This is a genomic window from Polyangium jinanense (assembly GCF_028435365.1).
Genome location: NZ_JAGTJJ010000090.1, coordinates 1 through 15,165, shown reverse-complemented (window position 1 = coordinate 15,165; position 15,165 = coordinate 1). Strand labels below are relative to the sequence as shown.

General features: G+C 67.2%; 14 protein-coding genes. 4 read left to right on the top strand and 10 right to left on the bottom strand.

Annotation, left to right across the window (positions count from 1 at the left end; all coding sequences use genetic code 11):
- Nucleotides 1-46 precede the first annotated feature (46 nt).
- Together KEG57_RS51400 and KEG57_RS51395 are read left to right on the top strand one after the other, a co-directional pair.
- A complete protein-coding gene (locus KEG57_RS51400) occupies nt 47-640 on the top strand; it encodes a plastocyanin/azurin family copper-binding protein (RefSeq protein ID WP_272427125.1) in 594 nt (197 codons plus the stop codon).
- A 4-nt stretch (nt 641-644) separates the two neighbouring features.
- A complete protein-coding gene (locus KEG57_RS51395; RefSeq protein ID WP_272427127.1) occupies nt 645-935 on the top strand; it encodes a hypothetical protein in 291 nt (96 codons plus the stop codon).
- Between the two features lie 88 nt (nt 936-1,023).
- Here KEG57_RS51395 and KEG57_RS51390 read toward each other — a convergent pair whose 3' ends face one another.
- From KEG57_RS51390 to KEG57_RS51360, 7 genes are all read right to left on the bottom strand, one after another.
- Nucleotides 1,024-2,175: a Gfo/Idh/MocA family protein gene (locus tag KEG57_RS51390; protein ID WP_272427129.1), complete on the bottom strand. Its 1,152-nt coding sequence runs from the start codon at nt 2,173-2,175 to the stop codon at nt 1,024-1,026.
- 190 nt (nt 2,176-2,365) lie between these two features.
- Nucleotides 2,366-3,940, bottom strand: coding sequence for a caspase family protein (locus KEG57_RS51385; RefSeq protein ID WP_272427130.1), 1,575 nt, complete (start codon nt 3,938-3,940; stop codon nt 2,366-2,368).
- Nucleotides 3,937-4,686, bottom strand: coding sequence for an anti-sigma factor (locus KEG57_RS51380; RefSeq protein WP_272427132.1), 750 nt, complete (start codon nt 4,684-4,686; stop codon nt 3,937-3,939). Before KEG57_RS51380 ends, KEG57_RS51385 begins: the two co-directional genes overlap by 4 nt.
- On the bottom strand, nt 4,671-5,171 hold the full coding sequence (locus KEG57_RS51375; protein WP_272427133.1) for an RNA polymerase sigma factor: 501 nt from the start codon (nt 5,169-5,171) through the stop codon (nt 4,671-4,673). Before KEG57_RS51375 ends, KEG57_RS51380 begins: the two co-directional genes overlap by 16 nt.
- Nucleotides 5,172-5,180: 9 nt before the next feature.
- The gene (locus KEG57_RS51370) at nt 5,181-5,963 is read right to left on the bottom strand and encodes a hypothetical protein (protein ID WP_272427134.1); all 783 of its coding nucleotides are present in this window, start codon (nt 5,961-5,963) and stop codon (nt 5,181-5,183) included.
- A gap of 108 nt (nt 5,964-6,071) precedes the next feature.
- Entirely contained in the window at nt 6,072-6,929 is an 858-nt protein-coding gene (locus tag KEG57_RS51365; protein ID WP_272427135.1) for an SDR family NAD(P)-dependent oxidoreductase, read from the bottom strand.
- A gap of 14 nt (nt 6,930-6,943) precedes the next feature.
- On the bottom strand, nt 6,944-8,224 hold the full coding sequence (locus tag KEG57_RS51360; protein WP_272427136.1) for a monooxygenase: 1,281 nt from the start codon (nt 8,222-8,224) through the stop codon (nt 6,944-6,946).
- Nucleotides 8,225-8,321: 97 nt separating this feature from the next.
- On the opposite strand from KEG57_RS51360, the gene KEG57_RS51355 reads away from it, so the two are divergent.
- A complete protein-coding gene (locus KEG57_RS51355; RefSeq protein WP_272427137.1) occupies nt 8,322-9,335 on the top strand; it encodes an AraC family transcriptional regulator in 1,014 nt (337 codons plus the stop codon).
- Between the two features lie 767 nt (nt 9,336-10,102).
- Here KEG57_RS51355 and KEG57_RS51350 read toward each other — a convergent pair.
- The 3 genes from KEG57_RS51350 to KEG57_RS51340 form a co-directional block, all read right to left on the bottom strand.
- A complete protein-coding gene (locus tag KEG57_RS51350) occupies nt 10,103-11,266 on the bottom strand; it encodes a hypothetical protein (RefSeq protein ID WP_272427139.1) in 1,164 nt (387 codons plus the stop codon).
- Between the two features lie 245 nt (nt 11,267-11,511).
- Nucleotides 11,512-12,906: a serine/threonine-protein kinase gene (locus KEG57_RS51345; protein WP_272459960.1), complete on the bottom strand. Its 1,395-nt coding sequence runs from the start codon at nt 12,904-12,906 to the stop codon at nt 11,512-11,514.
- 22 nt (nt 12,907-12,928) lie between these two features.
- A complete protein-coding gene (locus tag KEG57_RS51340) occupies nt 12,929-13,912 on the bottom strand; it encodes a tetratricopeptide repeat protein (RefSeq protein WP_272427142.1) in 984 nt (327 codons plus the stop codon).
- A gap of 688 nt (nt 13,913-14,600) precedes the next feature.
- Here KEG57_RS51340 and KEG57_RS51335 point away from each other — a divergent pair.
- On the top strand, nt 14,601-15,038 hold the full coding sequence (locus KEG57_RS51335; protein ID WP_272427144.1) for a hypothetical protein: 438 nt from the start codon (nt 14,601-14,603) through the stop codon (nt 15,036-15,038).
- Nucleotides 15,039-15,165 lie beyond the last annotated feature (127 nt).

Genomic DNA, 15,165 nt, shown 5'->3' with positions numbered 1-15,165 from the left:
CATCCGGGGGAGGTCGGACCACGCGAGAAAGGTTGGTAGCTTGAACATGCGAACAATCGGTATGCTTCTGGTCGTGGGCGCGATGCTGGCGGCGGGCGCGGGCTGTGGCGACGATACGGGCACCGGCGGCTCGGGCGGGACGGCCGGCACGGGCGGCACCGGCGGCACCGGTGGAATGGGCGGCGCCGGCGGCGCCGGTGGTGGGATGGGCGGTATGGGCGGCGCCGGTGGTGGGATGGGCGGTATGGGCGGCGCCGGCGGCGCCGGTGGTGGGATGGGCGGTATGGGCGGCGCCGGCGGCGGCGGCATGATGGCGGTCAATGGTTGCACCGTCGACATGGCCGAGGATCACACGGCCGACGCGTCGACGACCGTGAAGAGCGCGGGGCTCGCGTACGAGCCGAAGTGCATTCGCGTGAAGGCGGGCTCGGACGTCGTGTTCGAGTCCAATTTCATGATCCACCCGCTCGTGGGCGGCACGGTCGACGGCATCACGAAGACCGAGGACCCGAACTCGCCGATCAAGAAGACGGAGACCGGTATGAGCGTGACGTTCACCCTCCCGGACACGGGCACGTTCGGGTACTACTGTGACACGCACGCGCTCGCCGGGATGAACGGGACGATCTTCGTCGAGTAATCCCATGCGAATCCTTGCCGTGGCCCTCACGATCTCCGCGCTTTGCGGCGCTGCGCTCGTTGCCTGCGGGGACGTGGAGGAAGAAAACGTGCCCCCCGGGAGCAACACGACGGCCTCGTCGAGCAGCAGCAGCACGACGGGGACGGGCGGAATGGGCGGCGCCGGGACGGGCGGAATGGGCGGCACGGGGGGAATGGGCGGCGCCGGCGGGATGGGCGGCGCGGGGGGAATGGGCGGCAGCGGCGGCGCCGGTGGTATGGGCGGCGTCGGCGGTGGCGGCTCGATGACGCCCTGATTCGCCTGCTCGGGTGGGGGCCTCGCGAGGTGTTTGGCGCGAGGCCTCCGCTTTTTCGAATTCGGAACGAAGAGCGGCCTGTGCCGGCTCAGCCGAGGTCGGCTCCGGGCGTGAGGTCCACCCACGCTTTGCGCTGATGCGACGCGTAAAGCGCCTCGATGATCCTTTGCACCTCGAGCGAACGCGCGAAGCTCGCCGGCGGCTCGCCCCCGTCGCGGACAGCCCGCACGAGTCCGTCGAAAAGCCTCCCGAGCGAGACGCGCTGCCCGTCGCTCCCATCCTTCGGATCGGCCGCGACGACGCGGCCGTCGACCATGCACAGGCGCTCCGGAACCGGCACTTCCTGGCCCCTCGGCTCCATGGCGAAATCGCTCTTGGCCGCATACAGCTTGGCGGAAGCGACGCTCGGATAGCGCAGGGCTTCGAGCCGCAGGCGACCCTTGCTGCCGAACGCGTCGATATGAAAACCCGGGCAGTCGGCCGCCGTCCACGAGGTCGCCAGGGTTCCCATGGCGCCGTTCGCGAACCTGAGCAGCGCATGCGAGGTGTCATCGGTCTCCACCTGCATGGTCTCCCCGCTCGGCAGTTCCCAGGTCTTCAATTGCGTCTGCATCTGCCCGACGACGGATTGGATGGGGCCGAAGACCTGCCGGAGGGCGTGCAGCATGTGCGACCCCTGATTGCGCGTGACGCTGACGCCCAGGCCCGCCTTGCCGAACCAGGTGTAGGGAAAGCCCGGGAAGATCTTGAGGAAAAACGACATCTGCCAGGAGCAATGCACCTGGAAGACCTCGCCGATGGTTCCCTCGTCGATCATCTCCTTCATGAGCGCCAGGTGCGGCAGGCCGACGAGACTCGAGGCCGCGGCGCCCATGACGCCCTTCTCGCGCTGCAGCGCGAAAAGCCTCTCGGCGGCTTCCAGCGAGGAGGTGAAGGGCAGCTGGTTGACCACGTGCTTGCCGGCGTTCAGGGCCGCAGTGACCATTTTCTCGCGAAGGTTCGGGTTCGTGCCCGCGTCGATGACATCGATGTCCGGATCGGCGCACATGGCCTCGAAGTCCCAGAAGGGCCGGGCCACGGCGAACTGCTGCGCGGCAGCTTCCGCGCTCTCCTGTCGCGACGTGCAGATCGCGGTGACTTCCACGTCACCGAGCAGCCGCCACGCCGGAAGGTGGGCGATCGCGCCCCAGTTTGCACTCACGATCCCGACCCGAAGCTTGCCCGTATTTGTTCCCGCCATGCGCACGGTTCCTCTTGGTAGAATTCTTCAATGAATGCGGACGGGGCTCATCCCCGGCTCATCCGGGAGAGACGCGGCCTGCGGGAGGGGGGCCAGAAAATGCGCAGATTTGCAAGATCCTTCTGTCGCGTTTTCCAATGGGCGCCGCGCATTCTCCGGCGGCGCCGACGCACTCGTTGCGACAAACCTCTCAGAACCGCTTGCCCGCACCGCCGAGCAGCCGCATCGCGAACGCAGCGGCGATATCGCTCTCCCTCGGATGGGCAGCATCCTGCTGGCGGAAGAAGTACGTCTCCGCCGCCACCTCGCCTAGCAGGTAGAACCCCGCGGGCAGATCGACCGTGGCATCGAGCCCCGCACCCACGTGACCGGCAAAGCTCGTGCGGGCAGGCGCGACGCCGCGCGTGACGAACGATTCGTTCAAAATCGCCGCCCCCGCAGAGATGCCGAGGTCGAGGCTCACGACGGGGAAATCCCAGGCATGCGCGAGGCGCACCGAGAGGTCGAGCTCGTCGGTGTCGGCCGAAAGAACGTCATTGGCGAAGCCGCCGCGGCAGGCGCCGAGCCGCGGCGTGACGCTGAGGTGCTCGGTCTCGATCGCGTACCCAGCGAAGAACCCGTGGCAAGGCGACGCGCCCTTCCAGAACGACGTACGCAGGCGGTAGCCGGCCTGCGGGCCGTGCACGGCGCCCGCGCGCGCCTGCCCCTTGCGCACGAGGCGCGCGTAGGCGACCTGGGTCAGCGTGTCGTCCCGCAGGACGGCTGCCTGGCCAGCGCTCAGCGTGATCGAGCCCTCGAGGAGATAGTCCTTGTCGCGGCCGCGCACGAAGTAGGTACCGGGCTTGACGCTGATCTTCCGGCCGACATCACGCGCCGAGACCTCGGCGACCACCGGGCCGGCGCTGCTCCCCCCGAAAAGCAAATACGATCGGCCCGCGGGTAGCTCCAGGGTCGCGCGGCCCGAGGCCCCGGCCGGGAGCGAGGTGAGCAGGACCTTGCCCTGCCCGCGCAGCTCGTAGCGGAAGGTGGGGTGCTGCGTGCCCGCGAGCGTGCGGCTCGAGGCGCGTAGGGTGTTGTCGTAGGCGTGGTCGTACGCCTCTTCCAGCTCGACGAGGCCATCGCCATTGTCGTCCGCGGCGCCCATCAAGCCGGACACGAAGTAATGGGTGAAGAACGAGCCCTTGAGGGCATCGGACTCCTGCGCGTCCTCGTTGGCCGAGCTCGCCGTGAGAAAAACGACGCCCTCGCCCGCGAGGCGGCCGTCGATACGGATGTCGACCGGCGCCGCGGGGCTCCCTCCCTTCACCCGCGTGAGCGCGCCGGATCGGCAGGCGTCGAGGACGAGGACACGGAAGCTCGCGGCCGAGCCGCGTACGAGCTGCTCTAACTGCGGCAGATCGAGCGTGGTCCTGCCGAGGTGCAGCGCCGTCGCGTCGGCGTGCCCTGAGTAATAAACGACGGCGATGACCTGCACGTCCGGAGCCGCCGCCTGGCGGATCCGATCGTTCATTGCGATCAGCGTGGCGCGGACGGTGTCGGCGCCCTCGCCCCGGAGCAGCACCATGTTCGCCGGGGGAAAACCGCCGAGGTCCTTGAGCACGTCGTGAACCCGGGTCGCGTCGGATTCGGCGTAGCGCAGCTCGACATCCCCCGGAGCGCCCGCGTTGTTGCCGATGATCACGGCGAAACGCTCGATCCGCGCCCACGCGAACGTGGTCGAAAGAAAGGTCGCGAGGAAGACGCCAAAGATCCAGAGTGACTTCATGGAGCCTGTCGCTTGACGAAGGAGACGCGATCGACCTCGCAGCCGGCAGGGATCGGCGGGCTCTCCGGCGCGGCCTCGAAGGCGACGCGCAAAGGCTCGAGCTCGATGGAATCGGCGCAGAAGAGGGCGTACGTCGTCTCCGCGCCGAGGACGGCGTCGAGCACCGTGCTCTGCTCGAGCGGCACGTCGTTGCCACGCGTAATGCGCACGGCCCGGGGTGCGGTGGGGTAATACACGCTGGCCTTGCGCGCGCCGTCGACGCTGATCAGGGCGAAATAGGCGGCGTCGCGCTGCATCGTATACGTGAACTGGAGGGCATCGCCGGGATAGACGATCTCGCCGGCCGCGCCGGGCGTCACCGCGTCGCCGTGTTTCACGTAGAAACCGACGCGGGGGCGGCCCTTGATGCGGGTGGCATCGCCCGGATCGTCGCCGGCAGGCCGCGCCCGGAACCAGAACGCGAACGCGGCGGCGGCGGCGAGCACCACGGCGACCCGCGGGGCCCAGCGGGCGAAGCGCCGCACCTCGGCCGCCGGGCGTGCAGCCGGGAGCGGGGGCGGATCGGCGAGGAAGGCTGCGCGGCCTGCCTTGATCTCGGTGAGGCGCGCCGCGCAACGCGCGCAGCCTTCGAGGTGCACGCGCGCCTCGCGCCCGGCCGCGGCGTCGAGCTCGCCCGCGACGAGGCGGTCGAGGCGCAGATCGGAGAGGCAGGTCTCCGGTCGAGAGCGCGTCAAGACAGGTCGCATCGTTCACCCTCCGCGTGGGACGCGGCCCACGTCTTCACCCGATCGAGCAGGTTGCCGACATGCCGGCGCGAACAGCCCATGACGGCGGCGATCTCCTCATGCGTCATGTCGTCGAGGTAGTAGTAAACGGCGGCTGTCGCGAGGTCCTCGGGCAGCTTGGCGAGCAGGTCGCGCACGAGCGCGCTGGCCTCCGCGGAGGGCGGCACGGCCTCGCCGCTGGCGGGCGCGACGCGCTCGTTCAGGATCCGCGAGCGCGTCTTGCCATCGCGCAGCTTGTTCAGGCAGAGGTTCGTCGTGGCGCTGTAGAGCCACGTCGTGAGCGAGCTCGTCCCCTGGAACTGCTCGGGGCGCTCGAGGAGTGATGCGAAGACCTCCTGCAACGCCTCGCGCGCGTCGGCCTCATTGCCGAGGAGGCGCGCGGCGCGGCGGAGCACCGAGTGCCCGTGCGCTCGATAAACTTGCTCGATGCTCTGCCGCCCCAGCATGCCGCCCGCTCAGAACCAGTCGATGCCCTGCGCCGGCTCGCCGAGGTGCACCTCGATGGCGGTGCCGAACCCGTTCGGCGCCTCGCGGAAAGTATCTTTCCCGCTACCGCAGTCCGGCTCCGGATGCTGCACGTCGCAATCGGCGAGGCACGCGTCGTAGTCGTCGGAGGACATCTGCGAGCACTGGTCATAGCACCCGTTGATGGCGTCGCCGTACGTCTGGTAGCACGCCTGGATCGCCTGCTTCTCTTCGGGGGTTTTTCGAACGACCTCCATCAGGTGGTACCCAGGCGAGGGCCGGCCACCGAGGAGGCTCTCCCAGATGCTGTTCGGCTCGAGCTCGTGGTCGACGTACACGAGGACGTGGTCCTCGCTCATGCCGAGCATGTTGGCCTCGACTTGCTCGAAGTCCGAGATCGACCCTTCGCTCGTGCCCGGCTTGACCGCGAGGATGAGCGCCAAACCCACCTTGTCCTGGCCCGATTCCTCCGCGGTGATGAGCGCGGCATCGGGCGGAGGCGTGAAGATCGGCAGCGTGAAGCTCGCGGGGAACTGGCCGCTCACGGCCGCGCTGGTTCCGAAGAGGCCATCCGGGTTTTGCTGGGGAAGCGACCAGATCAGGGCCACCTCGGCGGCCGAGGCCGTGCTCCCGTCGTTGACGACGGAGCCCTGGACGGTGGCGAGGGCTTCACCCTGGTAGTCCGGGTCGACCTGCGCGTCGCAGCCGGCGACGATGACAGAGGCGAGGGCGAAGCTGGCGAAGGTAACAAGGGAAAGGCGATGCAAGTTCATCGGCGGCGCTCCTTCGTTGAAGTTGCCGTGTCGCCTCTTTGGGAACGCGAGGCCCGAGCGATGGCACGGCCGCCGAAAAAAAATCTCGCCCGGGGTCCCCGAGGTCCCTCAGCGAGCCAGCAACTCCGCGGTCGCCTCCCAGAGCCGCGCCTGCAGCGCCGGATCAGCACCGGGGGCCGCGGGCGTCAGCGGCCGCGCGCCCTTCACCGAATAGTAGCCCCCGCTCACCGCGCCAAACGCCGGGTCGGTTGCAAGACGCACGATGATCCCCGCCCCGCGCTCCGGGTCGCCGATCCCGAGCCAGCGCAGCACCCGCTCCAGGCCGGCCGCGAAGCTGAGCTCACGGCCCAGGCCGGTCACGTTGAAGCCGGGGTCGAGGGCGTTCGTGGTGACGCCGGTGCCCGCGAGCCGGCGGCAGAGCTCCCCGGTGAACATGATGTTGAGCAGCTTGGTCGTGCCGTAGCGCAGCGACGATTCCCGCGCCGTGAAGGGCGTCGTGTCGGTCAGGTCCTCGGGAATCCGGAGCGCCCCGTGGCGGCGCGAGGCCTCCGAGGCGACATTCACCACCCGCGCCGAGCCCGCCAAAAGGCACGCCCCCAGGGTTTGGGTGAGCAGCCAGGGCGATAGGTAGTTCACCGCCACCATTTCGGGGAACCCCTCGGCGGTGATGCGCTGCTGGAAGGCGTGAATGCCGGCGTTGTTGATCAGCACATCCACACGGCCATAGGTATCCGCGATCTGCGCCCCCATCCGGCGCACGTCCTGCATGAGCGCAAGATTGCCGAAGACGAAATCGACGCGTGCGCCCGGCGCGGTGGTGGCGAGGAGCGCGCGCGTCGCGTCGGCCCGGGCGTGATCCCGCGCGGTGAGGACGAGGTGTGCGCCGCGCCGTGCCAGCGCGATGGCCGCGCGCTGGCCCAGGCCGTTCGTGGCGCCGGTGATGACGGTGATCGGGTGGCTGGACATGGCACCCTCGCGGATCAGAGCGGCGTCGCGTACAGGATATTGACGCACATCTCGTCGCCCGTCCCTTCACCAAATGTCGTGATGCCCGTGCGCCCGCGCGTGTCGTAGGTACACGTGGTGCTGATCATGCTGTCGGCGCCAAGATCGAGCGGCGTCTCGTTCCACCACAGGTTCTGCCAGTGGAAGTTCCAGCGATCGACGTCGACGAGGCATTGCTCGGTGCCTTGTGTCTTCGCCAAGGAGCGCAACGTGCGGCCAGCCGTGTGCATGTGGGGCAAGACGCCCCAGGAGCGGATGCCCTTGAAATCGGGGAGCCATGGCTGGGCGAGGACCGACAGCGGCATCTCGCCTTTGGCCTCGGTGTGTGCCTGGCCGGGTGGCAAGGAGATATCGGGCGTGCCCGTCGGCAGAAAGAACGCCGATTGCAGCCCGGGGTCCTTGCTGAGCTGGAACTTCATCTTGGAGCGGTCGGTGAACGGGCCCCCGGTCGCCGGCACGTTGTAGTGCATCTGAATGATCAGCTTGCGACCCGCTGCATAACGAAGCCCCGTGCCCGCGGGCAAAACCGTCGCGCCGCTGCCGGGAGCCCAGATGCCGGCGATGGACGCACGGACCCCGGCGCCCCCGAAGCAACTGTATCCCGCCCCCTCGTCGGCGGCATCCAGGGCGACCGCATCGGCCTCGGACGTGTCGTCCTCCAGCATGAAAAGGAGCACGTGATGCACGATGCGCGCGTCGCCCGGCTGAATGTCGTAACCCGTGATGAACGCGTCCGCGGAAACACCGGGATCAACGACGAAGCAACGATAGTCGTCCGGCTCGGCCCCGCTTGGATGGGGTGTGTAATCGATACCCAGGTCGAACTCGACGATCTCTCCGGTCAGCTCGGGCCCGTCCTTCTCGGGCGCCGGGGGCGCGTCCGCAGGGTCGCCGAGCGGCGCGCCCGCTTGGGCCCACCTCTGGAACAGCGCGATCTGCTCGTCGCGGAGCCACCGGGCATTTTCGAACGTATTGCACGCGCCGTCGTTGTTGACCGGCATCGGCGGCATCGTACGCGCCTCGGTCGCCGCCGCCATCGCGGGCGCCATCTTCGCCGCGACCGCGGCGTCGGTGAGGGAGAACTTCCCAATGCCGCCCGGCTGATGGCAGGCGGCACACTCCGCGTTCACGAGGGGTGCGATGTCCTTGTAGTACGTGGGCACCGCTCCCGTACCTTTCGAATCCTCGGCACCGCTGCAGCCGATGAAGCCGACGAACGCGACCACCGAAGTGATTGCATGGTGGGAAGTCCTCATGCTGTCCTCCTGGGCGTCGATCCTGAGGCACCGCATGTCATCTTCCAAGGACCCGAGGCGACACTTACCGGACAGTTCACGCCAGAGGACCGTCATCGTGAGCCTGATCGCGCCCTTCGTGCGCCACGCTTTGCGCGCTGGATGGTCCGACCAGGCGCTCACGGACCTATGTGCGCGCCATGGCATTCACCGCGCCGCGTTCGACGATCTCACGGCCCGCATCCCACAGGCCGGGGCGATCGCGATGCTCGGCGAGATCTGCGCGCAATGCGGCGACGAAAACCTCGGAATCCACCTCGCTCGCGAGGCCGATCCGAGCTGGCTGTCCATCCCGGGCATCCTCGGCATGAACGTCTCGACCGTGCGCGAGGCGTTCGAGCTCGGGAACTATTATGGTCGCCGGTTGAACCCCACCGCGCCGGGGGTCGGCATTCACCTGAGCGATGACGGCCTGTTTCACCTCCTCCACAGCCTCGATCCGGACGAGGCATCCTGGCCACGCCAATTCGTGGAGGCCGACCTCGCCACCGTGCTCGTGCTCCTGCGCCGCTTCACGGGCGTGGACATCAAGGCGGTTCACGTGAGCTTCCCCCACCGAGCGCCCGCCGACGTCGGCCCGCACGTGGCGCTCTTCGGGACGACCGACATTCGTTTTGATGCGCCGTTCGCAGGGCTCGCGCTGCCGGCGTCCATTCTCGATTTCCGCCACCGGAATCCCGATCCCGGCCTCGCCGCATACCTGCGCCGCCACGCCGATGCGCTGATCGAAAAGATCGGCGGTGACGACATCGGCCACGCCGTCCGCCAGAGCCTGCGCGCGGAGCTCGAGCGCGGCGCGCACGCGTCGCTCGGCGGTGCGGCGCGCACCCTCAAGATGACGAGCCGCACCTTGCAACGGCGCCTCGCCGAAGCGGGCGTTCGGTTCGGCGCGCTGCTCGAGCAAGTCCGTTGCGAGATGGCGATCGATCTCCTGCAGCGTCCAGACGCCGACTTGCAGGACATCGCCGAGCGCGTCGGTTTTTCGGACGCGCGCTCGCTCCGCCGCGCATTGAAGCGGCGAACCGGACGGACTCCCTCGGAGCTGCGGCGGCACGACGACCGCGGCGCGTGACCCCTTCGGCTTCACTGCATGCAGATGCCATTCATGCAGCCGTTGTCGACGCAGTCGAGCGGCGAGTTGCACGACTCTCCACTGAGCTTGACGCATCGGGAATTTTCACAGCGATAGCTCGCGCACTCGACGTCGGAGAAGCAAATCTCACCGGGGCGCAGGAGACAGCTGCCAAAGCCGTCACAAACGTTCGCGCCACCGCAGGTTGGGGCATAGTCTTGTGCGTACTTCGGCAGGCTCGAACAGTCCCCCTCCGCGTTGTTGCAAGTGGTGCAGACCCCCTCGCATGGGCCGTTGCAGCAGACACCGTCGACGCAGAACCCGCTCGTACAATCATTCGCCTCAGAACACGGCAATCCGAGGCACATCCCGCATGCGCCGCCGCAGTCCACCCCGAACTCCGGCCCGGACTGGATGCCGTCGTCACAACGATAACACTCGTTATCGCTACAATGTCCCCCGTCGCCACAATCCGCGTCGAGGACGCATGCGACACATTCGGAACGCTCGCCCTCGCTGCAGACTCCGAGCGAGCACGGGGTTCGCGCGGCCGCGTTCACGTGGACGCACGTCGAATCCACGCAGGACCAAGCGTAACACTCCGTCGCAGGACCGCAGTCCGTGTCCCGAATGCACGACGAGCAGCCAGGGTCGTCATGCGAACAGATCAGCGTGGCCTCTTCGATTCCCAGAAGCTGCCGGCATCCCCCGAGGAGGAGAACACCCAGCAAACGGAAGACAAGTCGCTTGTACATCGGTCCCCTCGATCACAAGCAAATATGGTTCGTGCAACTATTGGAAATACAGTCGGAGTTGTATTGACACGAGTACCCTTTCTTGATCTTGCACGTCGTTCCGGCGCACCCCTCGGCCGGGCTGTTGCATGTATCGACATCGGGCTGCCCGAACGGGACGGGCTTGCATGCGCCGGTGAGGTCGCATTCCTTGCAAACCCCGTCGCAAGCAGCGTCGCAGCACACCTTCCCTCCCCCGACACCCGCCGCGAAGGCGCAATACCCGGACGCGCAGTCGCTGTCCGCATCACACGGCGTTCCGCCACACTTGCCGCAGTTGGCTCCACAGTCCGTGTCCGTCTCGCCGTTGTTCTGCACCCCGTCGTGACAGGTCGTGCAGGCTCCCTGGAGACAACGCTCCATCCCCGGGCAGTCGCCGTCGACCATGCATTGGACGCAGTCGCCCATTGCATTACATCGCCCCTTCACGCCGCTCTCCATGATGCAGATTTCACCATCGATCCAAGGGACCACGACCGGCGTCCACTCGATACACGTCCACGCCATGCAAGTGTCCGCGATTTTCGGAGCATCGTCGATGTCCGCCACGAGCCTCGTGCCACCCTTGCCATCGCAGACCCACTTCTGGCAGTCGCCTGGGATGCCATTCTCGAGGGAGGGATAGCCGTCGTCATTGTAGAGCGCAGCACATTGCCCTTGGACGCAGACCCACTTCAAGCAGCTCGTCGATTGCCCGCAATCCGTGGGCAGGTTGCACGTGCTACAAGCGCCTTCCAGGCATTCCGCGCAAGAAGGCTCATCGGGCGGCGTGCCATCGGGCAGGGGCCATGACGCGAGCTCGCCGTCGACGCACCCCTCCTTCGTGCATGGATTTCCGTCGTCGAAGGACCCGACTTTGTCGGCCTGGACGATCGCGCAATGGCCGCCCGTGCATTCCGCCACATTGCAGGGCAGTCCCGTCACGCAATCCGTGTAGTCGCTACATGGGATCAGGCAAATCCCGAAGTGACACATGCCGTGCAGATTCCCCCGGAAACAGGGGTGACCATCCCCGAGATACGAGTGCGTCGCCGTCCCGGACTCGCATTGGTCGAGGGTACATGGATCGTCGTCTTGCAGATCCGCACAAGGCTGCGCACCGCCGCAGCCACGCGAGGCCCCGACGACGAGCAGCATGAGGAAGAGCGTAGCGCTCCGTGCCTTCGCCCCCCTGGCTTGCGGCACCCTCTCCCCACCCAACCGCGTGAGCCGCATAATAGGAACAGATTATCGACGCGCCGACGGCGGAGTCAATCTTTTTAATCCGCGCTTCCTTCGGGCGATATACCCAGCGGACTACGGTTTTCAACGTAGGAGCCCCATGTCACGCGAACGTCGACGCATCGCGTTGGTCCTTCTCGAACTTTACGTTCACGCCTCGCCTAACGTCTCGATCCATAAAGGTCTTTTTGAGGCGTGGGCATCCCCGCGGACGCAGAAGGCAACGGAGGGGGAGCCGCGGAACCACCTCGAACCTTCACCGACGACGATTTGGCGGTGGACGACGGCGCAATGCGTGGTGAGATTGCTCTGGACGTTATTGCTGCCTGGGAGATCATTGAAGAGGCCGTGGGGGCATTTTCCTCTTGACGTGGCGCTGTGTTCGTGTGCTCCGCGGGCGCGGCTTCGGGCGCGATGCCCACCGGTGCCGCTGCGCCGTCGCCCACGGCGCGCGCGCCGAATTGCGAGCCCAGGACGACGCCCAGCGCAACGAGGCTCGTCACGCCGAGAATCCCGGCGACCCAGCGAGCCCTCGGACGCCGGGTCGCCTCGTTGGGCCCCGTCGCCAGAGGGACCAGACGCTGCGCGGTCGACAGCCCCGAGGGCACATCTCTCGACGGCGCGCCGCGCTTCGTCGATACGGGCCCCGGATCGGACGCGCCGAGCATGCGGGCGATACGACGCGAATACACGGCGGCCTCCTCCGACCCGAAGGGCGCGAGCTCGGCCGACAATGCAGCGACGCTCGGAAGCCGCGCGGACATGTCCTTTTCGAGGCACGCCATCACCACCGCCTCGAGCTCCGGCGGCACATCGGGCCGAAGGACACGAAGCGACAAGGGGGGACGATGCAGCACCGCGTGGATCATCGCGTGTGCCGTGCTCACGCCCTCGTGGTGAAAGGGGGGCTTGCCCGACAGCGCGTGGAAGAGCGCGGCGCCGAGCGCCCACACGTCCGCGCGGGCGTCCAACCGCTCGGGGGTGGCGATCTGCTCCGGGGCCATGTACGGCGCCGACCCCATGGGGCGTGTCGGGTCGAGACGCTCGGTCCCCGACGTCGCCCACTTCGCGATACCGAAGTCCAGCACCTTCACACACGGCGAGCCATCCGCGCCCTGCGCGAGGAAGAGATTCGCCGGCTTCAGATCCCGATGCACGATTCCCAGCGTATGGGCCTCGCCGATCGCCTCGCAGGCCTGGAGGATGATATCGACGGCGTCGACGATGGGCAGGGGCCCCCGCTCGCGCAGCACGTGCGCGAGATCGTGCCCCTCGAGGTACTCCATGGTGATGTACGGCGCCCCGTCGTCCAGGGCGGAGACATCGAGGACACGCGCGACGTGCTGGCTCCGCAATCGGGATGCCGCGCGCGCTTCGCGGATGAAGCGCCCCACATCGGCTGGGCTCGCGGCACCGTGCATCAACTTGATCGCCACGAGCTGATCGAGCGCCAGGTGACGAGCCGCTACGACGACTCCCATTCCCCCGGCGCCGAGTACACGCTCGACGCGATACTTGTCGTGGATGATCTGCCCAATCGACAGGCCCGGCAGCATGAGGGACGGCTCCTGCCCTGCCTCACCAGGTGAGGCCCATGGAAACGCCGGCACTCGTCGGAGAAAACGTCGGAACGACCCACGCGTGCGTGGTGCGTGTTGCGGGACGAGAGGTCGTTGCGACGACGAACAACGTCGCCCCGAGCAGGAAGGATGCACCCGCCACGGAACCAACGACCGTCGCGGTGTCGGCGAGGGCAATGGACTCGTTTCGAAGCGCGACGCCCTCGGCGTAACACTTGTTCTGATCCTGGGGAAGACAATGCTCCTTGGAGGCATCGTCCTTGTCCTTCGCGACGGATGCCAGCGCGCCCGTGACGATCCCTCCAGCGAGCGCAACGCCCATGAGCACGAACCCCGCGACCGCCGGCGCCCTGCGGTACAGCGGGAGGGAAGGCGTTTTTGGTTCGACCGCCACCTCGAGCAAGGGAATCTCGACCCGCACCGTGCCCGGTCCACGAATCGTCTGCTCGACCTTCCAGGACGTTCGGCCCGGGGCCCGGGCCTCGATGACATGCGTGCCCCCGTCGAGCGGGACGGCCGTGCCCCATTGAGCCTCCGCGACAGGCGCGCCGTCGCGCAAGATGGTCAACCCTCGACTCCTGCTCGAAGCGGGGACGATCACGGAAAGCCGCGAGAGGCGTCCTTCCAGATCGCGCGCGCGTCGCGCCGCTTCCTCCGCGCGCGCCGTATTCCCGTCACGCCGCGCGATCACCTCTGCTTCGCCGAAGGCCGTGAAGGCGCTCGCCGTGCGTCCCTGCTTCTCCAGGCAGTCGCCCAGGTTCAGCGCCGTTCCCGATGCGGGATCCAGGCGATGGCTCTCCTCGAATTTCGGGCACGCGTCGGCGATCTTGCCTTCGTCGAGCAGACGGCGCGCATCGTTGAAAAGCGCCTCCGCCGCGGCCTTGTCTGGGAGCCCCTGCGCGAGGCAGGGTCGCGCGACAGCGAGCGCGAGCGCGAAGGTGCAGACGAGCCTCATCCCTTTCGCCAGCGCGCGCTCTTCCACGGTACGCTCCCCCCCCGAGGACCATCCCCCAGCTCCGCAACCACACCTACAATGTAATTCCACCATACGCGTCTCCCTGGCCGCTGCCAAGTATCTCGTTGCACCGTCCTCCGGCGGTCTTCGGCGTCCCACGGCCCGGCTCCGAGGGGGGATCCATCGACCGGGTCGAGGAGGTCCACGACCGGGTCCAGGAGGTCACTCGACCGGGTCGAGGCGGTCACTCGACCGGCTCCAGGCGGTCCGCGACCGGGTCGAGGCGGTCCATGACCGGCTCCAGGAGGTCACTCGACCGGGTCGAGGCGGTCCACGACCGGGTCGAGGAGGTCACTCGACCGGGTCGAGGCGGTCACTCGACCGGCTCCAGGCGGTCACGCGATCGGCTCCAGGAGTGTGGTCAAGACCGCGACGTTGCTGCTCGGCGCGCTCATCCTTCCTTTGGCGGCCTGCACGGTCGAAATGGAGCAGGAAAACGTCAGCGATACCTACATGAGCTTCGAGGAATTCGAGGCTCGAGTCTACCGAGAGCCGTCTCCGTCTACCTACGCTTAAAAAAAAGCCACCTATACGGAGAAAGCAAGCCACACGAGTACACTCAACTATTTTGACTCACATCTCATCGCCTGATATCCGGTTGCGCCGAAGACAGAACCGCCCGGACAACCGGGCATTTATTTCCTGGGAGAATACCATGCTGGGTCAGCTTCGTCGTGTGGTTGTGCAAAACAAGGGCAAAGTCGCCATTGCGGTCGCAGGGATTCTGGCCATGGGCGCCGTGACGACAAAGGCGCTGGCCGGGTTGAAAGTCTCGGTTCCGGTGACTGTGAATCTCGCCAGCGGCACCGCCAGTGGGTCGATCGGAACGGCCCGCAACACCGCCAACGCCATCGAGTGGATCGGGTGTGGCATCTCGTATACGACGGGTGGCGGGCCGCTGGTGACCTGTCAGGCGACGAACACCACGGGTACCAGCTTGAGCTGTGTCGCGGACACGACGGATGCCTGGATGCTCGACGCCGTGGAGTCCATGCCGTCCGAGGCATTTATCTCGTTCCACAGGAATGCGGGGGGGCGGTGCGACAGCATCGAGTGGCGTAACCACTCGTACTTTGAGCCCAAGCTGCCATGACCTGAGATACCGGGACCCCCACGCAAGAAAAATCGTCAGTCCGTAACCGACGCAGCGGCGAGCTGCGGCGTGAAGGGTCGACGGTTTTTCGCGACGCTGTAGACCGCACCGAGCAGCTTGCGCATGG